The organism is Paraburkholderia sp. GAS334 (assembly GCF_050436625.1).
Lineage (GTDB): Bacteria > Pseudomonadota > Gammaproteobacteria > Burkholderiales > Burkholderiaceae > Paraburkholderia.
On the sequence record NZ_JBNDMO010000006.1, the window covers coordinates 183,539 to 204,726 of the forward strand.

Here is a 21,188-nt window from a genome sequence, read left to right on the forward strand (position 1 = left end):
CCGATGCTTTCGAAACTCACGCACTGGCTCGACACCCGCCGCCGCGACCGCGCGCTGCGCACGCACGCGATTCCCGACGCGCTGTGGCGAACCACACTCGATGGCCTGCCCTTTCTCGCGCATCTCGATGCCGCCGATCTCGTCCGTTTGCGCGAGCTGACCAGCCTCTTTATCGCGCAGAAGTCGTTTTCGACGGCGCACGAACTCGAACTGACCGACGCGATGACCGTCGGCATCGCGGTTCAGGCGTCGCTGCCGGTCCTGAACCTGAGCCTCGACCTGTACCGCGGCTGGGTCGGCGTGATCGTCTATCCGGGCGAATTCGTGATCCGCAAGACGGTGGAGGACGAAGACGGCGTCGTTCACGAGATCGAGCACGACGCGAGCGGCGAAGCGTGGGAAGGCGGACCCGTGGTGCTGTCGTGGGAAGACGCGCAGATGACCGACGGCACGGACGCCTATAACGTCGTCATCCACGAGTTCGCGCACAAGATCGACATGCTGACGGGCGAAGCCGATGGCCATCCGCCGCTCTTTCGACGCTGGCACGCGCCGCTCGACGCCACCGCATGGGCCGACGTGTTCGATGTCGCGTACGACCAGTTCTGCGCCAGGGTCGACGCGGTGCCTGACCGCCGCTGGGCGCGTTTCGAGCGCGACTCGCTGATCGATCCTTACGCCGCAGATCATCCGTCGGAGTTTTTCGCGGTCTGCAGCGAGGCGCTGTTTGTCCGGCCGCAGGCGTTCGAGGCCGAATATCCAGAGCTTTACCGCCTTCTGGCCCGCTTTTATCGCCAGGATCCAGCTCGGGTGGGCGCATTACTACCGGAAACCGGCCCTGCCCCGGCAAAATAGCCCGAGAAATTCGTCAAGGGACTGATTTTCTGGCATAATCGCCGTTTTTCGACCTTAGGCAAGTGGCTCGCGCCGAAGTCCGCTGCGTCGGTTCGCAACGGCACGCGGGTTGGCTACCGCCAGATTAAAGGAAAGACCATGAAAGAAGGCATTCACCCCGATTACCGCGAAGTCCTGTTCGTCGATATGTCGATCGACTTCAAGTTTGTGACGCGCTCGACCATCCAGACGCGTGAAACGGGCGAGTTCAACGGCAAGACGTACCCGCTCGCCAAGATCGAAGTGTCGTCGGAATCGCATCCGTTCTACACCGGTCAGCAAAAGATCATGGACACGGCCGGCCGCGTCGAGAAGTTCAACAAGAAGTTCGGCGCACGTGCTACGGGCAAGGCGACCAAGTAATATCGCTTCGTTACCGGCTTCGTGTTGAACGTCAGCCGGATCGATGCAAGAAAGGGCAGCGAAAGCTGCCCTTTTTTTGTCCCCATGTTTTGCCTGTCAGCGAAGGAATGACCTCGCTGGCAGGGCTTCCTTGTCATCACGCATCGCCGACTGTTGCAATATGGCTGTTGCCGCCTGCTATCCGTCGTGACGCGCGTCATGCCGCCCGTCTACAATGCCGGATGCTCAGGGCTGGCCCAGCCCGGACACGCCGTCCATCGCCCGCCAGTCCGTTTATCCGATACCGCCCATCTGCATGAGATCTGTCGTCCGTCTGACTGCCTCCGCCACCAGCGCCCTGCCGCGCTGGCTGCTGCTCACTATCTGTATCGTCTACGCGTCGTTCGGTCTGTTCGGGCGCGACCCGTGGAAGAACGAAGACGCAGCCGGCTTCGGCGTCATGTGGACAATGGCCAAAGGCACCGCGCACGACTGGCTGCTGCCGAACCTCGTCGGTAAATACATCACGTCCTACGGGCCGCTCGGTTACTGGCTCGGCGCTATTTCAATCCGCGTACTGTCGCCGTGGGTCGATGCGAGCAATGCATCGCGCGTGTTCACCGGGCTGCTGTTCTGCGCGGCCTGTGCGTTCGTCTGGTACGCCGCGTATCTGCTCGGCCGTCGCCCCGAAGTGCAGCCATTCAAGTATGCGTTCGGCGGCGAACCGGAACCGCGCGACTACGGCCGCACGCTCGCCGACGGCGCCCTGCTGATTCTGCTCGGCTGCTTCGGTCTCGCTGAACGCGGCCACGAAACCACGCCGCAACTGGCGCAATTCGTCTGTATCGCGATGCTCGTATATGGGCTCGTGCGGATGATCGACAAACCGGTACAAGGGTCGCTGCTGTGGGGCCTTTCGCTCGGGCTCGTTGCGCTGACAAGCAATCCCGTGCTGGTCGGCGCATTGCTGGTCGGCACACTGGTCATGACGCTCATCGTGCGCGAAGCGCAGCTACGCTGGCTGCTGCTCGCCGGCTTGCCGGTCGCCCTGGTGCTGTCGGTGGCGTGGCCTGTTGCGGCGCTGATTGCGTTTCCTGACGATGCCGTATGGTTCCTCAACCAGTGGGTGCACGTTAGCATCAACACCTTCGGCGGTCCGCCTGGCTCCGTGCTGCGCTACGCGCTGAAAAATCTGCCGCTCTTCACGTGGCCGGCCTGGCCGCTCGGCATCTGGGCGTGGGTCAGCTGGTCGGGGCTGCGCCGCGCACCGCACGTCGCCATTCCGGTGTCGGTCATTACTCCGCTCCTGATCCTCGTCGTGCTGCAAAGTCACTCGACGAACCTGCTCTTCATGCTTCTGCTGCCCCCGCTCGCGGTGCTCGCAGCGTTTGCGCTGCCTACGCTGAAGCGCGGCACGATCAACGCGATCGACTGGTTCGCCGTGCTGAGCTTCACGATCCTCGGCAGCTTCGTGTGGCTCGTCTGGCTCGCCGGTTTGACCGGTTTTCCGCATCCGCTCGCGCGCAATCTGGCGCGCCTCGCGCCGGGCTTCACGCCGCAGTTCAAGATCCTGTCTTTCGTGTGCGCGGTCGCCGTCACGGTCTGCTGGGTCGTGCTGGTTCAATGGCGTATCGCGCGGCATCCAAAGGTGCTCTGGCGCAGCGTGGTGCTGTCGAGCGCTGGCACGACGCTCATGTGGGTGCTGCTGATGACGCTCTGGCTGCCGGTCGTGAACTACAGCCGGACGTATAAGGATGTGGCGCAACAGATCTCGAGCCATCTGCCGGAAGACTACACGTGCATCTCGCCGGTACGGCTCGGCAACGCGCAGATCGCGACGTTCGCGTATTTCGGCCAGATGCATTTCTCGTTCGACGATGACTGCGACGTGATCCTGCGTCAGGACACGCAGGATTTCGGCGAGCCCAGCTCGATGTCGAACTTCGTATGGAAGCTGGTATGGGAAGGCCGGCGCGTCGCTGACCGCGATGAACGCTTCCGTCTGTACGTGCGCATCGACCGTCCGAAGCCGCCGGTCAAACGCCCGAACCTGCGCCAGAAACCAGGCTGACCATGTTCGCCGATGTGCGAAAAATTGCCGCGCTCGCGTGGCCCGTGCTGATCGGACAACTGGCGATCATCGCGTTTGGCGTGCTCGACACGGCGATGGTCGGCCGTTACTCGGCGATCGATCTCGCGGCGCTCGGCCTTGGCTCGTCGATCTATATCTCGGTGTATATCGGCCTGACCGGCATTCTGACCGCGTTGCAGCCGATCACCGGTCAGCTTTATGGCGCGCGGCGCTATCGCGAGATCGGCGAAGAGGTACGTCAGGCGCTGTGGCTTGCGCTCGCGTTGATGGCGCTCGGTTTCTCGATTCTCTACTTTCCAGGCCCGCTGCTGCGGATCGCGCACGCGCCGGAGGCGCTGCGCGAGCGTACCGTCGCGTATCTCCAGATCCTCTCGTTCGGGCTGCCGGCGAGCCTCGCGTTTCGCGTCTACAGTTCGCTGACCAATGCCGTGGGTCAGCCCCGACTCGTGATGATCCTGCAGGTCGGCGCGCTGCTTCTCAAGATTCCGCTCAACCTGTGGTTTATTTTTGGCGGCGCAGGTGTGCCCGCGCTCGGCGGTCCTGGTTGCGCGCTCGCGAGCACCGCGATCAACTGGACGCTTGCCAGCGTCGGCATGACGCTGATGACGCGCCTGAGCATCTTCAGCCCGTTTGCCACCTTCTCGCGCTTCTGCTGGCCCGTGTGGAAGCGCCAGGTCGCGCTCCTGAAACTTGGCATTCCGATGGGACTCTCGTACCTGATCGAAGTCACGTCATACACGTTCATGGCGCTCTTCATCGCGCGCTTTGGCACGACGACACTCGCGGGTCATCAAATCGCCGGGAATCTCGGGGCCGTGCTGTACATGACACCGCTTTCCATTGGCATCGCCTCATCGACGCTCGTCGCGCAGGCGCTAGGCGCGCAGCGTCCTGCCGCCGCACACACGCTCGCGCGGCACGGCATCTTGATGGCCTGTGCGATCGCGTGTTGCTATGGCGTGATCGTGCTCGTGCTGCGACCGTTTATCGTCGCGGGCTATACGTCGAATGCGCAGGTCGCTGCGGCCGCGATGCCGCTTGTGCTGATCGTGATCGTCTATCACGTCTTCGATGCACTTCAGATCACCACGGCCTTCGTGCTGCGCGCGTATCGCGTCGCCATTGTGCCGACCGTGATTTATGCCGTCGCACTGTGGGGCATCGGGCTCGGTGGAGGCTATCTGCTCGGCTTCGACATCGGTGGCGCAATCCCCGAATGGCTTACCGGCGCACGCGGTTTCTGGGTCGCCAATGCGTCGAGCCTCGCGATCGCGGGCATCGGCCTCGCGTTCTACTGCCGCACCATCAGCACGCGGTATCTGCGCGCCGATACACAAACGTCACACGCTGATACTGTCGCATAGCCGTATTGCGCGTGACTCCGAAGTGAAGCAAAACGCATCGCTTCTTCGTGGTGCATCTTCGTGGCACCCGGCCCTCTTCCGGTTTCGAGCACCTGTCCCGCGGCAGTAATTGTCAAATATTGCCCGCATCGATTTACTTGTCACAAATCGATGGGTATAAATCGGCGTCTTTCATAAAAAGGGCGCGCAATCTATCCTATGCTTGAAGGCAGCGCCTGCTGACTGGATGCGTCCCCCGTTCCCGGCTACTTTTTTGCCCTCAATGGAGTGCCTGCCATGCTGAAGAAGCTGTTAATGCTCTGCGTTGCTCTCGTCCTGTCTTTTTCCGCCAGCTTCGCGGCGGCTGTCGAAGTCAACTCGGCCGATCAGGCCGCACTCGAATCGGTCAAGGGCATCGGCCCGGTCCATGCGAAAGCGATCATCGATGAACGGACGAAGAACGGTCCCTTCAAGGACGCCGACGATCTCGCGACGCGCGTGAAGGGCATTGGCACCAAGTCGGTGGTCAATCTCGAAGCGGCCGGTTTGACGATCAACGGTTCGACTGCGCCGCCAAGCGGCGCGAAGGCGGCGGCACCGGCTGCGGCCACGCCGATGAGCAAGCCCGCTGCGCCGGCCGCCACGCCCGCCACTGCGTCAGCAAGCGCACCAGCAGCAGCCTCGGGCACGAAGAAGTCGAAGAAGAGCAAGGCAGCGGACGCCGCATCGGCGCCGGCTACGACTGCGGCTGCTGCGGCAAGCGCTCCGGCGGACGCATCGGACGCGAAAGCGTCAAAGAAAAAGTCGAAGAAGGCCAAGGCCGCATCCGCAGCATCAGGCGCCTGAAGTTCGACATCTGACGATCGCTCCGGCCGCATTGCCGGAGCGACCGGCGCAATCCCCGCCGCGCCCCCGCGCGGCGCATTTCACCCCGCTGGCGCGTTCATATCGTGCCGGCATTCCAGAGAGATCGCCATGAGCCTACTCGACACCATTGGTTCCCTGCTTGGTAAATCGCCCGAAGGCGGCGGCGGACAGCAGGCGTTGGTCACCACCGCGCTCGAATTCGTGAACAACCAGCCGGGCGGCCTGAATGGCTTGATCCAGCAGTTCAAGGACAAAGGCGCCGGCGACATCATCAGTTCGTGGGTCAGCAATGGCGAGAATCAGGCGATCTCGCCTGACACGCTGCATAGCGTGCTCGGTTCGGACACCGTCACGAATCTCGCGTCGAAGGCCGGCGTGGCGCCCGATCAGGTCACGGGTCTGCTCTCGCAGATCCTGCCGCACGTGGTCAACGCCGCGACACCCGAAGGTGAAGTACCCGCCGATGGCAAGCTGAACACAACGACCGTGCTCGGCGCGCTGGGTGGTCTTGCATCGTTCCTCGGCAAGGACGACAAGACCGCGTAACACATAGCAGGTCGAGCCTTCGCAGAAAGCAAAAAGGGGCAGCGAAAATTCGCTGCCCCTTTTTGTTGCTACAACGCTGGAACATGGGGCGACGCCAGGCGCCGCCCCATGTTCACTTCGTTTAATGCACGACACGCTCGAACACGAGTTTGCCGTTATCCACTTCGACCGGTATCACATCCTTCGGACCGAACCTGCCGGCCAGAATCAGCTTCGCGACCGGATTCTCGATCTCCTGCTGGATCGCACGCTTCAACGGCCGCGCGCCAAACAGCGGGTCGTAACCGACCTTGCCGATGTGTTCCAGCGCGCCGTCAGACACGACGAGCTGCATATCGAGCTTCGCGAGCCGTTCCTGCAGACGCTGCAACTGGATCCGCGCGATCGACTGGATATTCGAGCGATCGAGTGCATGGAACACCACGACGTCGTCGATCCGGTTCAGGAACTCGGGCCGGAAGTGCAGCTTCACCTCTTCCCAGACCGCGTCCTTCACTGCGTCCTGCGGCTCGCCGACCATCGACTGGATTACCTGCGACCCGAGATTCGACGTCATCACGATCACCGTGTTCTTGAAGTCCACGGTACGACCCTGGCCATCCGTCATCCGACCGTCGTCGAGCACCTGGAGCAGCACGTTGAACACATCCGGGTGCGCCTTCTCGATTTCGTCGAGCAGGATCACGCTGTACGGCTTGCGGCGTACGGCTTCCGTCAGATAACCGCCTTCCTCGTATCCGACATAGCCCGGCGGCGCGCCGATCAGACGCGCGACGCTGTGCTTCTCCATGAATTCGCTCATGTCGATGCGGATCAGATGATCTTCCGAATCGAACAGGAACGACGCCAGCGCCTTGCACAGTTCGGTCTTGCCGACACCCGTCGGCCCGAGGAACAGGAACGAACCATACGGACGGTTCGGATCGGCGAGACCCGCACGCGAACGACGGATCGCATCCGCGACCGAGCCGATCGCTTCGTCCTGACCGACGACGCGCTCATGCAGCTTCTCTTCGATCTGCAACAGCTTCTCGCGCTCGCCCTGCATCATCCGGGACACCGGAATGCCGGTTGAACGCGACACGACTTCCGCGATTTCTTCCGCACCGACCTGCGTGCGCAACAGACGCGGACGCGTCGGATTGTTCTGCTCCTGCGCTTCAGCCTGCGTAACCTGCTTCAGTTGCGCTTCGAGTTGCGGCAGTGTGCCGTATTGCAATTCCGCGACCTTTTCGAGCTTGCCCTGACGCTGCAGACGAACGATTTCGGCGCGTGTCTTCTCGATCTCTTCCTTCAACTGCGCGCTGCCCTGCACCGCCGCTTTTTCAGCCGTCCAGATTTCTTCGAGATCCGAATATTCGCGATTCAGACGCTCGATTTCTTCCTCGATCAGTTGCAGACGCTTCTGCGACGCTTCGTCCTTTTCCTTCTTGACGGCTTCGCGTTCGATCTTCAGCTGGATCAGGCGGCGGTCGAGCCGGTCCATCTCTTCCGGCTTCGAATCGATTTCCATCTTGATCTTCGAAGCGGCTTCATCGATCAGGTCGATTGCCTTATCCGGTAGAAAACGATCGGTGATGTAGCGATGCGACAGTTCCGCCGCCGCGACGATCGCCGGGTCCGTGATATCGACGCCATGGTGCAGCTCATACCTTTCCTGCAGACCGCGCAGGATCGCGATGGTTGCCTCCACAGTCGGTTCGTCGACCAGTACCTTCTGGAACCGGCGTTCGAGCGCCGCGTCCTTCTCGATGTACTTGCGGTATTCGTCGAGCGTGGTCGCGCCGACGCAATGCAGTTCGCCGCGCGAAAGCGCCGGCTTCAGCATGTTGCCTGCGTCCATCGCACCTTCGGCCTTGCCGGCGCCGACCATCGTGTGGATTTCGTCGATGAAGACGATGGTCTGGCCTTCGTCTTTCGCGATGTCGTGCAGCACGGCCTTCAGGCGCTCTTCGAACTCGCCGCGATACTTCGCGCCGGCGAGCAGCGCCGCCATGTCGAGCGACAGCACGCGCTTGCCCTTGAGCGTCTCCGGCACTTCGCCGTTGACGATGCGCTGCGCGAGCCCTTCGACGATTGCCGTCTTGCCGACGCCCGGCTCGCCGATCAGCACCGGATTGTTCTTGGTCCGACGCTGCAGGATCTGGATCGAACGACGGATTTCATCGTCGCGGCCGATCACCGGATCGAGCTTGCCGGCCCGCGCGCGCTCGGTCAGGTCGACCGTGTATTTCTTCAGCGCTTCACGCTGGCTTTCGGCGTCCTGGTTGTGCACCTGCGCGCCGCCGCGCACCGCGACGACTGCGGTTTCGAGCGACTTGCGCGTCAGCCCGTGCTGGCGTGCGAGCCGGCCCGCCTCGCCTTTGTCGTCGGCGATAGCAAGCAGGAACATCTCGCTTGCGATGAACGTGTCGTTGAGCTTTTGCGCTTCCTTGTCGGCCTGGTTGAGCAGGCCGGTGAGTTCGCGACCGATCTGCACGTTCCCGTCGGTGCCCTGCACCTGCGGCAGACGCGTCATTGCGTCGTTCAGCGCGGTTTGTAGCGTCTGCACGTGCACACCTGCACGCGAGAGCAGTGAGCGGGCCGAGCCGTCCTGCTGCGCGAGCAGCGCGGAGAGGACATGGACCGGTTCAATGTATTGATTGTCGTGACCGACAGCCAGGCTTTGCGCATCCGCCAATGCTTCCTGGAATTTGGTGGTGAGTTTGTCGATTCTCATCAAGAGACCTCCAATTTCGAATATCACCAAAATGAGGCGTTTTGTGCGGGTTTCAAGCGCCTTTTCGCGTTCGACAGGAGTTTTTTTGACGAATACACCAACAAACCGCCGACGCTCGTTTCAGCGCCGGCCTGATGCCGCTCTGGCGACCTGCGCGATCGGGACAATCTGCCCGATACCGAGCAGCGCGGCAAGTGGCGCGGCCGGTTGCGCCAGTTCGCCTATTGTGTGACGGTCGAGTTCGGCGAAAAATGCATCGCGCGCGGCTTCGAGGACGCCCTTCAGACCACATTGCGACTGAATGACGCAGCATGGCTTGCCGTCGCGCTCCGCGTGTTGCCCGGCGGCAAAACATGCGACCAGTGCAAGGTCGCGCTCGGTGGCCCGCACGATCTGACCGATCGTCAGCGATTCCGATCGCTCGACGAGCCGCAGGCCGCCGTTCCGGCCGCGTAGGGTCTCGATCCAGCCGAGTTCGCCGAGGCGCTGCACGACCTTCATCAGATGATTCTTCGAAATGCCGTACGCATCGGAAATATCCTGGATCGTCGACAGTCCATCGCGCCGGACTGCGAGGTAGAGCATCACGCGCACCGAGTAATCGGTATAGTCAGTTAATCTCATGGCAGGGGAGTTGCACTAGCGGCAAAAGCGGATGACAGCGCCAGTCCGGAGTGAACGGACGAGGACCATCACCGCGTCGGCGCGAGGGTTGTCGATCCTCTATGTACGCAATAACATGCCGCCTGGATGCGACTATTCGTGCCGGGCGCTGGAGGTTGTCACGCGACGTGCCGGGTCCCCGCGGTCGCGAGCGAGATGCGTCCACCCTGTTGTGCTTCACTCATTGCCCCGCGCCTCGCGTCCCTTGCGCGTTGACGCTTTTCACCGTGATCACCGAATGAATCCGTCCTTCCCGCCCTTGCCAGCCGCCGTGCGCGAACCCGAACCGACTGAAGACAATATCCGCGCGCTCGTCTATGCGTTCTATGACCGTGTGCAGGCCGACCCGATGCTCGGCCCGGTCTTCGAGCAGACGCTCGCCGGCAAATGGGACGAACATCTGCCGAAGATGTGTACGTTCTGGGCGAGCATCGTGCTCGGCCAGAAGGGTTACCGTGGGAACGTGCAGCAGGCGCACCAGCCGCTACCAGGGATCGAGCCGCGGCATTTCAGCCGCTGGCTCTATCTGTTCCTCGACACAGTGGAATCGCGCTATGAGCCGGCGGCGGCGGTGCGTTTCATGGAACCCGCGTTGCGTATCGCACAGAGCCTGCAACTGTCAAAGTTTGGCTGGGATTACACGATTCCGGCGGAGCAGAAGGCGCTGCTGGAACAGCTGGCGCCGCGCCGGCACAGGGATGAAGACGACGCACGTGAGAGCACGCCCCGTCGCGGCGAACCGTTTCCGACAAAAATCATAGGGCGGTCGACCGGGGATTGAGCGAACTGTGCCGGTGCTGCCGCTCGCGACGGTCCGGCGCCGCACAGCTGTGTTCGCACGGTCTCTCCGGCCACGTCCAGAAGACGGACCGATCGGCAAAACGTTGCACGAACGAGCCGTGAACAAACACGCGAGACCGCCGCGCCGCCGCTCTTATCGGGTCGCGCCGACCGGCGCCTCGCTACTCCGCATTCCCCGAATCCACACCCCACCGCGCTAGCGCGGCATCATCGGTGACGCGCGCATCGACCCAGCGCTCGCCGTGTTCGGTTTTCTCTTTCTTCCAGAACGGCGCCTGCGTTTTCAGATAGTCCATCACGAATTCGCACGAAGCGAACGCGTCGCCGCGGTGCGCGGCGGTCGTCGCGACCAGCACGATCTGGTCGAGCGGACAGAGCTTGCCCACCCGATGCACGATCAGCACTTCGATCCCCGACCAGCGCTCGCGTGCAGTAGCGACAATCGCTTCCAGCGCCTTTTCCGTCATGCCCGGGTAATGTTCGAGCTCCATCGTCTCGACCGCACTGCCGTCGTTCAGGTCGCGCACGGTACCGACGAAACACGCCACCGCGCCGACCTTCGGATTCAGCGCGCGTAGGGCGGCCACCTCGGTTGTCAGGTCAAAATCTTCAGTCTGGACGCGGACAGTCATCGATCGTCTCTCAACCGCCCGTGACCGGCGGAAAAAATGCAACTTCGCAGCCTTCGGTGATGCGCGTGCCGGCATCGGTCATCACATGATTGCAAGCCATGCGCAACGCGCGGCCTTCGGCCAGCGCCTCTGCCCACGCGCCGCCGCGCACACGCAACCAGGCGCGGACATCGCCCAGTGTGGCGACACCGTCTGGAATGACCACGGATTCGTTCGCGATGCCGACCGCCTCACGTACGCTCGCAAAATATTTCAGCTGGATCTTCATGTTCGGTCTCTGATGCCGCTAGCGACAGCGTCAGTTCAGCAATTCGGAAAAGGGGATGAACCGCACGGTTTCGCCTGCGGTAATCGTGTGATTCGGCGGATTGTCGATCAGCCCGTCCCCCCAGACTGTCGAAGTCAGCACGGCCGAGCTCTGGTTCGGAAACAGCTCGAGTCCGCCCGCCGGATTGACACGCGCGCGCAGGAATTCATTGCGCCGATCAGCCTTCGACTGCGAAAAATCGGCGCGCAACGACAACGCGCGCGGCGTCACCGTGCGCACGCCGGCGAGTCGCAGGACGAACGGGCGGACGAACAAAAGGAACGTGACGAAGCTGGAAACGGGATTACCGGGCAGCCCGATGAAAAACGTTTCGTTCGACTCCGACGCATCTGCATTTGCCTCGCCCGCGCGACGCACTGCGCCGAACGCGAGCGGCTTGCCTGGCTTCATCGCGATCTGCCACATCGACAGACGACCTTCCGCCTCGACGGCGGGCTTCACGTGATCTTCTTCGCCAACCGACACGCCGCCGCAGGTCAGAATCAGATCGTGCGCCTGTGCCGCCTCGCGCAGCGTTGCGCGGGTTGCGTCGAGCCGGTCGGGCACGATGCCGTAATCCGTTACTTCGCAACCGAGGTTTTCGAGCAGGCCGCGCAGCGTAAAGCGATTCGAGTTGTAGATCGCACCAGGCTTCAGCGGCTCGCCGGGCATCGTCAGTTCGTCGCCGGTAAAAAAGACCGCGACTTTCACGCGACGCACCACGTTCAGCGATGCGCTTCCGACCGACGCCGCCAGCCCCAGCGCCTGCGGCGTCAGGCGCGTGCCCGCTGGCAGGATCACCGACCCGCTGCGGATATCCGCGCCCTGCTGCGTAATCCACTCGCCCGCTTTCGGCGTGTGCAGGATCGAGACCTCCGCGCCGTCGGCTTCGGCCTGTTCCTGCATGACGATCGCGTCCGCGCCGGGCGGCACCGTCGCGCCCGTGAAAATGCGCGCCGCCGTGCCCGCTGCAAGCGGCTGCGGCGCATGACCGGCCGGAATGCGCTGCGACACCGGCAACCGGCGATCGCCTTGAGAAAGATCGGCCACGCGCACCGCGTAGCCGTCCATCGAACTGGTGTTCATTGGCGGCACATCAAGCGGCGAGACGACGTCGGCGGCGAGCACGCGGTTCAGGGCGTCGAGCGTGGGCAACGTTTCAGCGCCATCGACCGCGCGGGCTGCGCCCAGAAGCGTGACGAGCGCATCGGCAGTCGAGAGCATCGGCGCACGAGGCGCGGAAGATGGAGGCGTGGACATCGAATGGGCTGGCACAGGACCGAAAGGAATATTGTAGCGGTCAGCGGCCTTTGACGGGCGTACGCGCCGGCATGTTGGCCATCCGGCCAGGGCTGCAGACCGCAAAACGGCCATGACGCCTGCCTCACATCGCGAGACCCGCATCATGGCCGTCCTTCAGCCTTGCAGCGCTCCAACCTTCGCCAGCTTACCCACACGCGACGCTTATTCAGGCGGCCGCCCGGTTACCTGCTCAGTCGCCCGTGTGCGCGGCGACAAAATCCTTCACCTGCTGCGCATCTGCCGGCAGCACTTCGAACCGTTGCGGCAGCGCTTCGATGCCGGAAAACGCCGCCGGCCGCTCCGGCTCACGCAGCAGCGCTTCGCGGATCGTCTCGCCGAACTTGATGGGTTGCGCGGTCTCCAGCACGATCATCGGAATGCCCGGCTGCAGATGCTCGCGCGCGACCTTCAGGCCGTCGGCGGTGTGCGTGTCGATCATCGTGTCATAGCGCTCGAACACGTCGCGGATCGCGTCGACGCGGTCCGCGTGGCTGCTCCGTCCCGACACGAAGCCGAACTCCGCCACCCGCGCGAAATCACCGCTTGCCGCCAGATCGAAACCGCCCTTCTCCTCGACGTCACGGAACAGTTGCAGCACGCGCTTCGGATCGCGGCCGAGCAGATCGAACACGAAACGCTCGAAGTTCGACGCCTTCGAGATATCCATGCTCGGGCTGCTCGTGTGATACGTCTCGGCGGCCTTGCGCACGCGATAGATGCCCGTGCGGAAGAACTCGTCGAGCACGTCGTTTTCGTTCGTCGCGACCACGAGCTTTTCGATCGGCAGACCCATCATCCGCGCGATGTGACCCGCGCAGACGTTGCCAAAATTGCCCGACGGCACCGTGAACGACACACGTTCGTCGTTCGACTTCGTCGCGGCGAAATACCCTTTGAAGTAGTACACGACCTGCGCCACCACGCGCGCCCAGTTGATCGAGTTGACCGTGCCGATCCTGTACTTCGCTTTAAAAGCGTGATCGTTCGACACCGCCTTCACGATGTCCTGGCAATCGTCGAATACCCCCTCAACCGCCAGATTGAAGATGTTCGGATCCTGCAGGCTATACATCTGCGCCGTCTGGAATGCGCTCATTTTTTTATGCGGCGACAGCATGAAGACGCGGATGCCCTTCTTGCCGCGCATCGCGTATTCGGCCGCGCTGCCCGTATCGCCCGACGTCGCGCCGAGGATGTTCAGCGTCTCGCCGTGCTTCGCGAGCGCGTACTCGAACAGGTTGCCGATCAGCTGCATCGCCATGTCCTTGAACGCGAGCGTCGGACCGTTCGACAGTTCCAGCAGCGACAGCGGCGCACCGTTTTCGACGCCCAGCGTTTTCAGCGGCGTGATCTGCGCGGCGCTTTCGTCGTCGCGTACGTTGCAATACGTTTCGGCCGTGTACGTGCGGCGCGTGAGCGTGCGCAGATCTTCGGCGGGAATGTCGTCGCTGAATTTCGACAGGATCTCGAATGCGAGATCCGCGTACGGCAGCGTGCGCCAGCGGGCCAGTTCGTCAGCGGAGACGCGCGGGTATCCGGCGGGCAGATACAGGCCGCCGTCCTTCGCGAGACCGCCAAGCAGAATGTCGGAGAAAGTGTGGCGCTCGCCGGTACCGGCGCCGCGCGTGGAGATGTAGTTCATGTGTCTGCCTAGTTCAGCGCTTCCATGCGCAGCTTCGTCACGTTCGATACGACCGTCTTGAGCGCCTCGATTCTCTTGATCGCCGCATTCACGTTCTTTTCGACCGTTTCGTGCGTAATCAGGATGATGTCGGTTTCGCCCTTGCCGTTCGCGTCGACCTGCTCGGACTCCTTCTGAAGCAGCGCGTCGATCGAAATACCCGAATCAGCCAGGATACGCGTGATGTCGGCCAGCACGCCGGTCACATCAGCGACACGCAGACGCAGGTAGTAACCGCTCGTCACCTCGTCGATCGGCAGGATCGGCGTGCTCGACAGGCTGTCCGGCTGGAATGCCAGATGCGGCACGCGATGTTCCGGGTCCGCTGTATGCAGACGCGTCACATCGACCAGATCGGCGATCACGGCCGAAGCCGTCGGTTCCGCGCCCGCACCCTTGCCGTAGTACAGCGTTGAACCGACAGCGTCGCCGTGCACGACGACCGCGTTCATCGCGCCTTCCACGTTGGCGAGCAGGCGCTTTTCCGGAATCAGCGTGGGATGCACGCGCAACTCGATGCCCTTCCCCGTGCGGCGCGCGATGCCGAGCAGCTTGATGCGATAGCCCAGTTCTTCGGCATATTTGATATCGATCGCGGCGAGCTTGCTGATGCCTTCGACATAAGCCTTGTCGAACTGCACCGGCACGCCGAACGCAATCGCGCTCATGATCGTCGCCTTGTGCGCAGCGTCGACGCCTTCGATGTCGAATGTCGGATCGGCTTCGGCATAACCCAGTTCCTGCGCGGCCTTCAATGCGGTCGCGAAATCGAGACCGCGGTCGCGCATTTCCGACAGGATGTAGTTCGTCGTGCCGTTGATGATGCCAGCGATGTATTGAATGCGGTTGGCCGTCAGCCCTTCACGCAGCGCCTTGATGATCGGAATGCCACCGGCCACCGCCGCTTCGAACGACACCATCACGCCATTTGCGCGCGCGGCCTCGAAAATCTCCGTACCGTGCACGGCGAGCAGCGCCTTGTTCGCGGTGACGACATGCTTGCGGTTCCTGATCGCGCGCAGCACGAGTTCGCGCGCGATGCCCGTGCCGCCGATCATTTCCGCGACGATATCGATCGACGGATCGTCGACCACCGAACCGAAGTCGTCCGTGACCTGCACGGAGCCGGCTTCGCTGCCAAGCGCCGCGCTCGCCTTCGCCGGATTGCGCACGGCAATGCGTGCGACTTCAATACCGCGGCCCGCGCGACGTTTGATTTCTTCCTGATTGCGGCGCAGTACGGTGAAGGTGCCGCTGCCTACCGTGCCGAAGCCCAGCAGTCCAACTTTGATCGGTTCCATGCAGCGTGTGTTTTCGTGTAAGAGATTAAGGGAACAGTATTGCGGACGGCGATGCCTTTGAAAACCTGGCCTTACGCCATATGCCGTTTGCGGTAACCGTCGAGAAAACGCGCGATCCGGTTGATCGAATCCGCCAGATCGTCGACGTTCGGCAGGAACACGACGCGGAAATGGTCGGGCGCATTCCAGTTGAAGCCCGTACCCTGCACGAGCAGCACGCGCTCAGCGAGCAGCAGATCGAGGATGAACTGCTGGTCGTTCTGGATCGGATACATCTTCGGATCGAGACGCGGGAACATGTAGAGCGCCGCCTGCGGCTTCACGCACGTCACGCCAGGAATCGACGTCAGCATGTCGTACGCGAGTTCGCGCTGTTTATACAGGCGGCCGCCCGGCACGATCAGATCGTTGATGCTTTGATAGCCGCCCAGCGCGGTCTGGATCGCGTATTGACCCGGCACGTTCGGGCACAGCCGCATCGAAGCGAGAATGCCCAGCCCTTCGACATAGTCTTTCGCGCGGCGGCGGTTTTCGCCGGTCAGGCCCGAAATGAACATCCAGCCCGCGCGATAGCCGCACGAACGGTAGCTCTTCGACAGACTGTTGAACGTAACCGTCAGCACGTCTTCCGACAATGCGCCTATCGCCGTGTGCGTCTTGCCGTCGTAGATGATCTTGTCGTAGACCTCATCGGCAAAGATCACGAGGCCGTGTTCGCGCGCGATCTGGATCAGTTCCAGCAGCAGTTCGTCCGAGTACAGCGCACCGGTCGGGTTGTTCGGGTTGATCACGACGAGCGCGCGCGTATTCGGCGTGATCTTCGCGCGGATGTCGTCCGGATCGGGCATCCAGCCGTTCGATTCGTCGCAGATGTAGTGCACCGGCGTGCCGCCCGACAGGCTCACGCCGGCGGTCCAAAGCGGGTAATCGGGCGCGGGCAGCAGCACTTCGTCGCCGTCGTTGATGAGGCCCTGCAGCGCCATCACGATCAGTTCGGACGCGCCGTTGCCGATGAAGATGTCGTCGAGCTCGACGCCCTGCACGTTCTTCTGCTGCGCGTAGTGCATGATCGCCTTGCGCGCGGAGAACACGCCCTTCGAGTCGGAATACCCCGAGGAGCCGGGCAGATTCCGGATCATGTCCTGGATGATTTCGTCCGGCGCATCGAAACCGAACGGCGCGAGGTTGCCGATGTTCAGCTTGATGATGCGATGGCCTTCGTCTTCGAGGCGTTTCGCGTGTTCGAGAACGGGCCCGCGGATGTCGTAGCAGACATTCAACAGCTTGTTGGATTTCAGAATCGGTTTCACGGCGGGCACGGGGTCCTGTAAATCAGCCTGCGAATTCGACCTGGCAAATGAGCCAGGTGAACCAGTCACATTAGTCAGCCAAATAAGTCAGCCACATCAATCGGCCAGATAAGTCAGTCTGGATAGTTCAGCCGGGGTGAACCGGCCGGGGAAAGCCTGAAGACGGAAAACCGGACCCGGGTGGGCCGGTCCATGCGCGGGGTGTGCGGACCTGTCTGATCGCGCCCGTCCGCCGTCTGGCGGAACGCTCGCGCGCTGCTTGTGGCGACGCGCGAAGCAAGGGGGCGCCGCCGGGCGGCTAAAAAGTTATAATTTAGCGGATTTTGGCCGACTTCCGCAATGCACCAACCACGTCGGCGGGCCTTTTCGGCCATTTCGTGTCAATTTGCGCGAAACCTTTACAATGCGCGCCGGTCCGACCGGCGCATCCAGTATCGCACTGCAGGCGCACTGGAACCCACGCTGCATCTGACACAACGCTCCACGACGACCCCGGATCACGAATTTGAAACTACACCAGGATTCCAGCGGCGCCCTCAACACGGTTACCGGTTACGGGCCCGACTACGTCGAAATCAACCTCGAGCGCCATCAAGGCAGCATTCTCGTGCTGCCGGATGCGCCCGTCATCCCCTGGCCGGTGTCTTCGTTCGAAGCGCTGACCGCCGAACATTTCGAGCTTTTGATCGCCCCCGCGCCGGAAGTCGTCGTGTTCGGCAGCGGCGAGCGCCTGCGTTTTCCGCATCCGCGCCTGACGGCCGCCCTCGCGAAACATCGCATCGGTGTGGAGACGATGGACTTCAAGGCCGCCTGCCGGACTTACAACATCCTGATGGCCGAGGGCCGCAAGGTCGCGGCTGCGTTGCTGATCGAAGGCTAGCCGGCATGGAACACGGGTTCCCGCGCCGCGCCGGTGACGTACACTGCGCGACATTCGTCGCCGGGCCAACGTGTCCTGAGTGCCTGAATAGTGCCTGAAGCGCCCGGCGCGTCCGAGCGTCGGCTGCGTACCTGAAGCGCGATCGATTCCAACCTCAAAAAAGCCGCCCGCGCGGCATTGACAAACAGGCTGACCCCATATGAACGATACGCCGTCCCGGCTACCGCTCAACCGTACAGCGATCCTGCTGCTGCTCCTCGCACTCGCCCTCGTCTGGTTCGTGCCGCTCGGCTGGCGCCATCTGGTGCCAAGCGACGAAGGCCGTTACGCGGAAATGGCACGCGAAATGTTTCTGACCGGCGACTGGATCACGCCACGCTACAACGGCTACAAGTACTTCGAGAAGCCGCCGCTGCAAACCTGGCTGAACGCGCTGACGTTCGCCTGGTTCGGCATCGGCGAATGGCAGGCGCGGCTCTATACGGCGCTGACGGGCTTTGCCGGCGTGCTGCTCATCGGTTATACCGGCGCGCGCGTCTTCAACGCCGCGACCGGCATCTTTGCCGCGATCGTGCTCGCGAGCGCGCCGTACTGGAACCTGATGGGCCACTTCAACACGCTCGACATGGGCCTGTCGCTCTGGATGGAAATCACGCTCTGCGCGTTATTGCTCGCGCAGCGCCCCAATCTGCCCGCGAGCCAGGTGCGCCTCTGGATGTGGCTGTGCTGGGGCTCGATGGCACTCGCCGTGCTGTCGAAGGGCCTGATCGGCGTGGTCCTGCCGGGCGCGGCGCTCGTGCTCTACACGCTCGTCGCTCGCGACTGGGCGATCTGGAAGCGCCTGTATCTGGTGAGCGGCCTCATCGTGTTCTTCGTGATCGCGACGCCGTGGTTCGTGCTCGTGCAACAGCGCAATCCGGAGTTCCTGAACTTCTTCTTCATCGTGCAGCAGTTCCAGCGCTATCTGACGCCCGAACAGAACCGCCCCGGCCCGTTCTACTATTTCGCAGCCGTGCTGCTGGTCGGCTTCCTGCCGTGGCTGTCGGTCAGCGTGCAGAGCATCCGGCACGCGCTGCGCGTGCCGCGTCAGCCGAACGGCTTTTCGCCGCCGATGCTGCTGATCGTCTGGTCGGCGTTCATCTTTGTGTTCTTCAGCGCGTCGCATTCGAAGCTGCTGTCGTATACGTTGCCCGTCGCGCCCGCGCTGGCGCTCTTGATCGGCTTGTATCTGCCGCTCCTGAAACGCGACGAATTCCGCCGTCATCTGGCGGGTTACGCGGTGTTTCTCGTCGTCGCCGCGTTCGGCGCGATTTTCCTGAGCCGGGCCGGCGATGCGCGCAATCCGAACGAGCTGTACCGGGCGTTCCAGGTCTGGGTCTTCGCGGCGCTCGGCGTGGCTTTCCTGCTGACGGCCGCCGCGTTGTGGATCAACCGTCGCAGCCGCGGCGGCATCGTCGGTGCGACAGTTGCGTTCGCCGCAGGGTGGGTGCTGCTCGGCACAATCGCGGGCACTGGACACGACGTGTTCGGGCGCCTGAGTTCCGGCGCACCGCTCGCGCCGGCCGTGCGCGCCGCCATTGCGAAGCTGCCGCCCGATGCGCCGTTCTACTCGGTCGGCGTACTCGACCATACGATGCCTTTCTACGTCGGCCATACGATGATCATGGTCGAGAACCCTGACGAACTGCGGTTCGGCGTGACCGTCGAACCGCAGAAATGGGTGCCGACCGTCGCTGAATGGATCCAGCGCTGGAATTCGGAGCCGTATGCGCTCGCCCTGATGACGACCCAGCGTTTCAACGATCTGTCGGCCCGGCATGTGCCGATGCAGGTCGTCGCGCGCGATTCGCGGCGCGTAATCGTGGAAAAACCGCAACAGTGACCCCACATATCGACTACGGGAACGCCCTTCGCTGATGAACCCCATTTCCCTTTTCTGTATTCTCGCGGGCGTTTCGCTGAACGCGGGCGCCCAGTTGCTGCTCAAGGCCGGTACGAATGCCGTTGGACACTTTGAATTCACCCGTGCGAACATCATTCCTGTTGCTTTCCGGCTCGCGACACAACCGCCGATCATCGGCGGCCTCGCCTGCTATGTGATCAGCGTTGCGGTGTGGGTCGTGGGGTTGTCGCGGGTGGACGTGTCGATTGCGTATCCGATGCTGTCGCTCGGATACGTCGTCAACGCGTTCGCCGCCTGGTATCTGTTCGGCGAGATCATGTCGATCCAGAAGATGGTCGGCATCGGCATCATTCTGGTTGGTGTCGTCGTGCTTGCACGAAGCTAGCCGGTCTCAAGCGGCAAACCGGGCCGCGCTAAACGCCAATTTGCACATTTTTATAGAGCACAGCATTCATGACCCAGTCATCCGTCCCGTTTTTACCGTTCGTGCGTCCGGAAATCGATGAAGAAACGATCCAGGGCGTCGCCGACGTGCTGCGCTCCGGCTGGATCACGACCGGCCCGCAGAACCAGCAGTTCGAGGCGGCGCTGTCGGCCTTCTGCGGCGGCCGGCCGGTACGCACGTTCAATTCCGGTACGGCGACGCTCGAAATCGGCCTGCGTATCGCGGGTGTGAAGGAAGGCGACGAAGTCATCACGACGCCCGCTTCCTGGGTTGCGACCAGCAACGTGATCATCGAAACGGGCGCGACGCCGGTGTTCGTCGATATCGACCCGAAAACGCGCAATATCGACCTGGAACTGCTCGAAAAGGCCATCACGCCCCGCACCAAGGCGATCATTCCGGTGTATCTGTCCGGGCTGCCGGTCAACATGGACCGTCTCTATGAAATCGCCCGCGCCCACAAGCTGCGCGTGATCGAAGATGCGGCGCAGGCGTTCGGCTCGACGTGGAAAGGCGAGCGGATCGGCAAGATCGGCGATATGGTGTCGTTCAGCTTCCACGCGAACAAGAACCTGACGTCAATCGAAGGCGGCGCGCTCGTGCTCAACAACGAAGACGAGGCGATCCTCGCCCAGAAATACCGTCTGCAGGGCATCACGCGAACCGGCTTCGACGGCATGGACTGCGACGTGCTGGGCGGGAAGTACAACCTGACCGACGTCGCGGCGCGCGTCGGCCTCGGCCAGTTGCCGCACCTCGAACGCTTCATCGCGCAGCGCAAGAAGCTCGCGCGCGCGTATTTCGCTGGTTTCGAAGGCGGAGCGGCAGTGAAGCTCGGCGTGGGCCTGCCGCTTGCGGACTTCGAGAACAGCAACTGGCACATGTTCCAGATCACGCTGCCGCTGGAAACGCTGTCGCTGGATCGCGCCGGCTTCATGGCGCAACTGAAGGAACGCGGGATCGGCTCGGGCGTCCATTACCCGGCGATTCATCTGTTTTCGCTGTATCGCGCCCGCGGCTTCAAGGAAGGCATGTTCCCGCACGCGGAGCGCTTCGGCGCGACCACGGTCACGCTGCCGCTGTTCACTCTGATGAACGAAGGCGACGTGGCGCGTGTCTGCCGCGCGGTCAATGAAATTTGCGAACAATACGGAAAATAA

At 62.6% G+C, this 21,188-nt stretch carries 19 protein-coding genes; 11 read left to right on the forward strand and 8 right to left on the reverse strand.

The features are described 5' to 3' along the window. The first annotated feature begins 3 nt into the window (after positions 1-3). From P3T21_RS13675 to P3T21_RS13700, 6 genes are all read left to right on the forward strand, one after another. Positions 4-855, forward strand: a complete 852-nt coding sequence (locus P3T21_RS13675) for a M90 family metallopeptidase (RefSeq protein WP_429256463.1) — start codon at positions 4-6, stop codon at positions 853-855. Positions 856-993: 138 nt separating this feature from the next. Then, positions 994-1,257, forward strand: coding sequence for a type B 50S ribosomal protein L31 (locus tag P3T21_RS13680; RefSeq protein ID WP_429256464.1), 264 nt, complete (start codon positions 994-996; stop codon positions 1,255-1,257). Between the two features lie 295 nt (positions 1,258-1,552). Further along, a complete protein-coding gene (locus tag P3T21_RS13685; RefSeq protein WP_429256465.1) occupies positions 1,553-3,307 on the forward strand; it encodes an ArnT family glycosyltransferase in 1,755 nt (584 codons plus the stop codon). 2 nt (positions 3,308-3,309) lie between these two features. Next, complete coding sequence (locus tag P3T21_RS13690) at positions 3,310-4,692, forward strand: MATE family efflux transporter (protein ID WP_429256466.1); 1,383 nt, start codon at positions 3,310-3,312, stop codon at positions 4,690-4,692. A gap of 276 nt (positions 4,693-4,968) precedes the next feature. Further along, the gene (locus tag P3T21_RS13695; protein WP_429256467.1) at positions 4,969-5,517 is read left to right on the forward strand and encodes a ComEA family DNA-binding protein; all 549 of its coding nucleotides are present in this window, start codon (positions 4,969-4,971) and stop codon (positions 5,515-5,517) included. 129 nt (positions 5,518-5,646) lie between these two features. Continuing rightward, on the forward strand, positions 5,647-6,084 hold the full coding sequence (locus P3T21_RS13700; RefSeq protein ID WP_429256468.1) for a YidB family protein: 438 nt from the start codon (positions 5,647-5,649) through the stop codon (positions 6,082-6,084). Positions 6,085-6,205: 121 nt separating this feature from the next. Here the strand turns inward: P3T21_RS13700 and clpB are convergent, their stop codons facing one another. Both clpB and P3T21_RS13710 read right to left on the reverse strand, forming a co-directional pair. Continuing rightward, positions 6,206-8,803, reverse strand: a complete 2,598-nt coding sequence (gene clpB, locus P3T21_RS13705; RefSeq protein WP_429256469.1) for an ATP-dependent chaperone ClpB — start codon at positions 8,801-8,803, stop codon at positions 6,206-6,208. 120 nt (positions 8,804-8,923) lie between these two features. Continuing rightward, positions 8,924-9,427 carry an RrF2 family transcriptional regulator gene (locus P3T21_RS13710; protein ID WP_429256470.1) on the reverse strand — a complete coding sequence of 168 codons (504 nt, stop codon included), beginning with the start codon at positions 9,425-9,427 and terminating at the stop codon, positions 8,924-8,926. Between the two features lie 277 nt (positions 9,428-9,704). Here P3T21_RS13710 and P3T21_RS13715 point away from each other — a divergent pair, with 277 nt between their 5' ends. Further along, positions 9,705-10,247 carry a group III truncated hemoglobin gene (locus P3T21_RS13715; RefSeq protein ID WP_429256471.1) on the forward strand — a complete coding sequence of 181 codons (543 nt, stop codon included), beginning with the start codon at positions 9,705-9,707 and terminating at the stop codon, positions 10,245-10,247. Positions 10,248-10,428: 181 nt separating this feature from the next. On the opposite strand, the gene P3T21_RS13720 is transcribed toward P3T21_RS13715, so the two are convergent. The 6 genes from P3T21_RS13720 to P3T21_RS13745 form a co-directional block, all read right to left on the reverse strand. Continuing rightward, positions 10,429-10,899, reverse strand: coding sequence for a molybdenum cofactor biosynthesis protein MoaE (locus P3T21_RS13720; protein WP_429256472.1), 471 nt, complete (start codon positions 10,897-10,899; stop codon positions 10,429-10,431). 10 nt (positions 10,900-10,909) lie between these two features. Next, the gene (gene moaD / locus P3T21_RS13725) at positions 10,910-11,167 is read right to left on the reverse strand and encodes a molybdopterin converting factor subunit 1 (protein ID WP_429256473.1); all 258 of its coding nucleotides are present in this window, start codon (positions 11,165-11,167) and stop codon (positions 10,910-10,912) included. A 30-nt stretch (positions 11,168-11,197) separates the two neighbouring features. Beyond that, positions 11,198-12,430 carry a molybdopterin molybdotransferase MoeA gene (locus P3T21_RS13730; protein WP_429256474.1) on the reverse strand — a complete coding sequence of 411 codons (1,233 nt, stop codon included), beginning with the start codon at positions 12,428-12,430 and terminating at the stop codon, positions 11,198-11,200. Positions 12,431-12,698: 268 nt separating this feature from the next. Beyond that, on the reverse strand, positions 12,699-14,150 hold the full coding sequence (gene thrC, locus P3T21_RS13735) for a threonine synthase (RefSeq protein ID WP_429256475.1): 1,452 nt from the start codon (positions 14,148-14,150) through the stop codon (positions 12,699-12,701). An 8-nt stretch (positions 14,151-14,158) separates the two neighbouring features. Further along, on the reverse strand, positions 14,159-15,490 hold the full coding sequence (locus P3T21_RS13740; protein WP_429256476.1) for a homoserine dehydrogenase: 1,332 nt from the start codon (positions 15,488-15,490) through the stop codon (positions 14,159-14,161). A gap of 71 nt (positions 15,491-15,561) precedes the next feature. After that, positions 15,562-16,809 carry a pyridoxal phosphate-dependent aminotransferase gene (locus tag P3T21_RS13745; RefSeq protein ID WP_429256477.1) on the reverse strand — a complete coding sequence of 416 codons (1,248 nt, stop codon included), beginning with the start codon at positions 16,807-16,809 and terminating at the stop codon, positions 15,562-15,564. Positions 16,810-17,305: 496 nt separating this feature from the next. Here P3T21_RS13745 and P3T21_RS13750 point away from each other — a divergent pair, with 496 nt between their 5' ends. The 4 genes from P3T21_RS13750 (at position 17,306) to P3T21_RS13765 (ending at position 21,188) form a co-directional block, all read left to right on the forward strand. Then, positions 17,306-17,680 carry an Mth938-like domain-containing protein gene (locus P3T21_RS13750; protein WP_429256478.1) on the forward strand — a complete coding sequence of 125 codons (375 nt, stop codon included), beginning with the start codon at positions 17,306-17,308 and terminating at the stop codon, positions 17,678-17,680. A gap of 199 nt (positions 17,681-17,879) precedes the next feature. After that, on the forward strand, positions 17,880-19,562 hold the full coding sequence (locus P3T21_RS13755) for a glycosyltransferase family 39 protein (protein ID WP_429256479.1): 1,683 nt from the start codon (positions 17,880-17,882) through the stop codon (positions 19,560-19,562). Between the two features lie 34 nt (positions 19,563-19,596). Further along, positions 19,597-19,968 carry an SMR family transporter gene (locus P3T21_RS13760; protein WP_429256480.1) on the forward strand — a complete coding sequence of 124 codons (372 nt, stop codon included), beginning with the start codon at positions 19,597-19,599 and terminating at the stop codon, positions 19,966-19,968. Between the two features lie 68 nt (positions 19,969-20,036). Then, on the forward strand, positions 20,037-21,188 hold the full coding sequence (locus tag P3T21_RS13765; protein WP_429256481.1) for a DegT/DnrJ/EryC1/StrS family aminotransferase: 1,152 nt from the start codon (positions 20,037-20,039) through the stop codon (positions 21,186-21,188).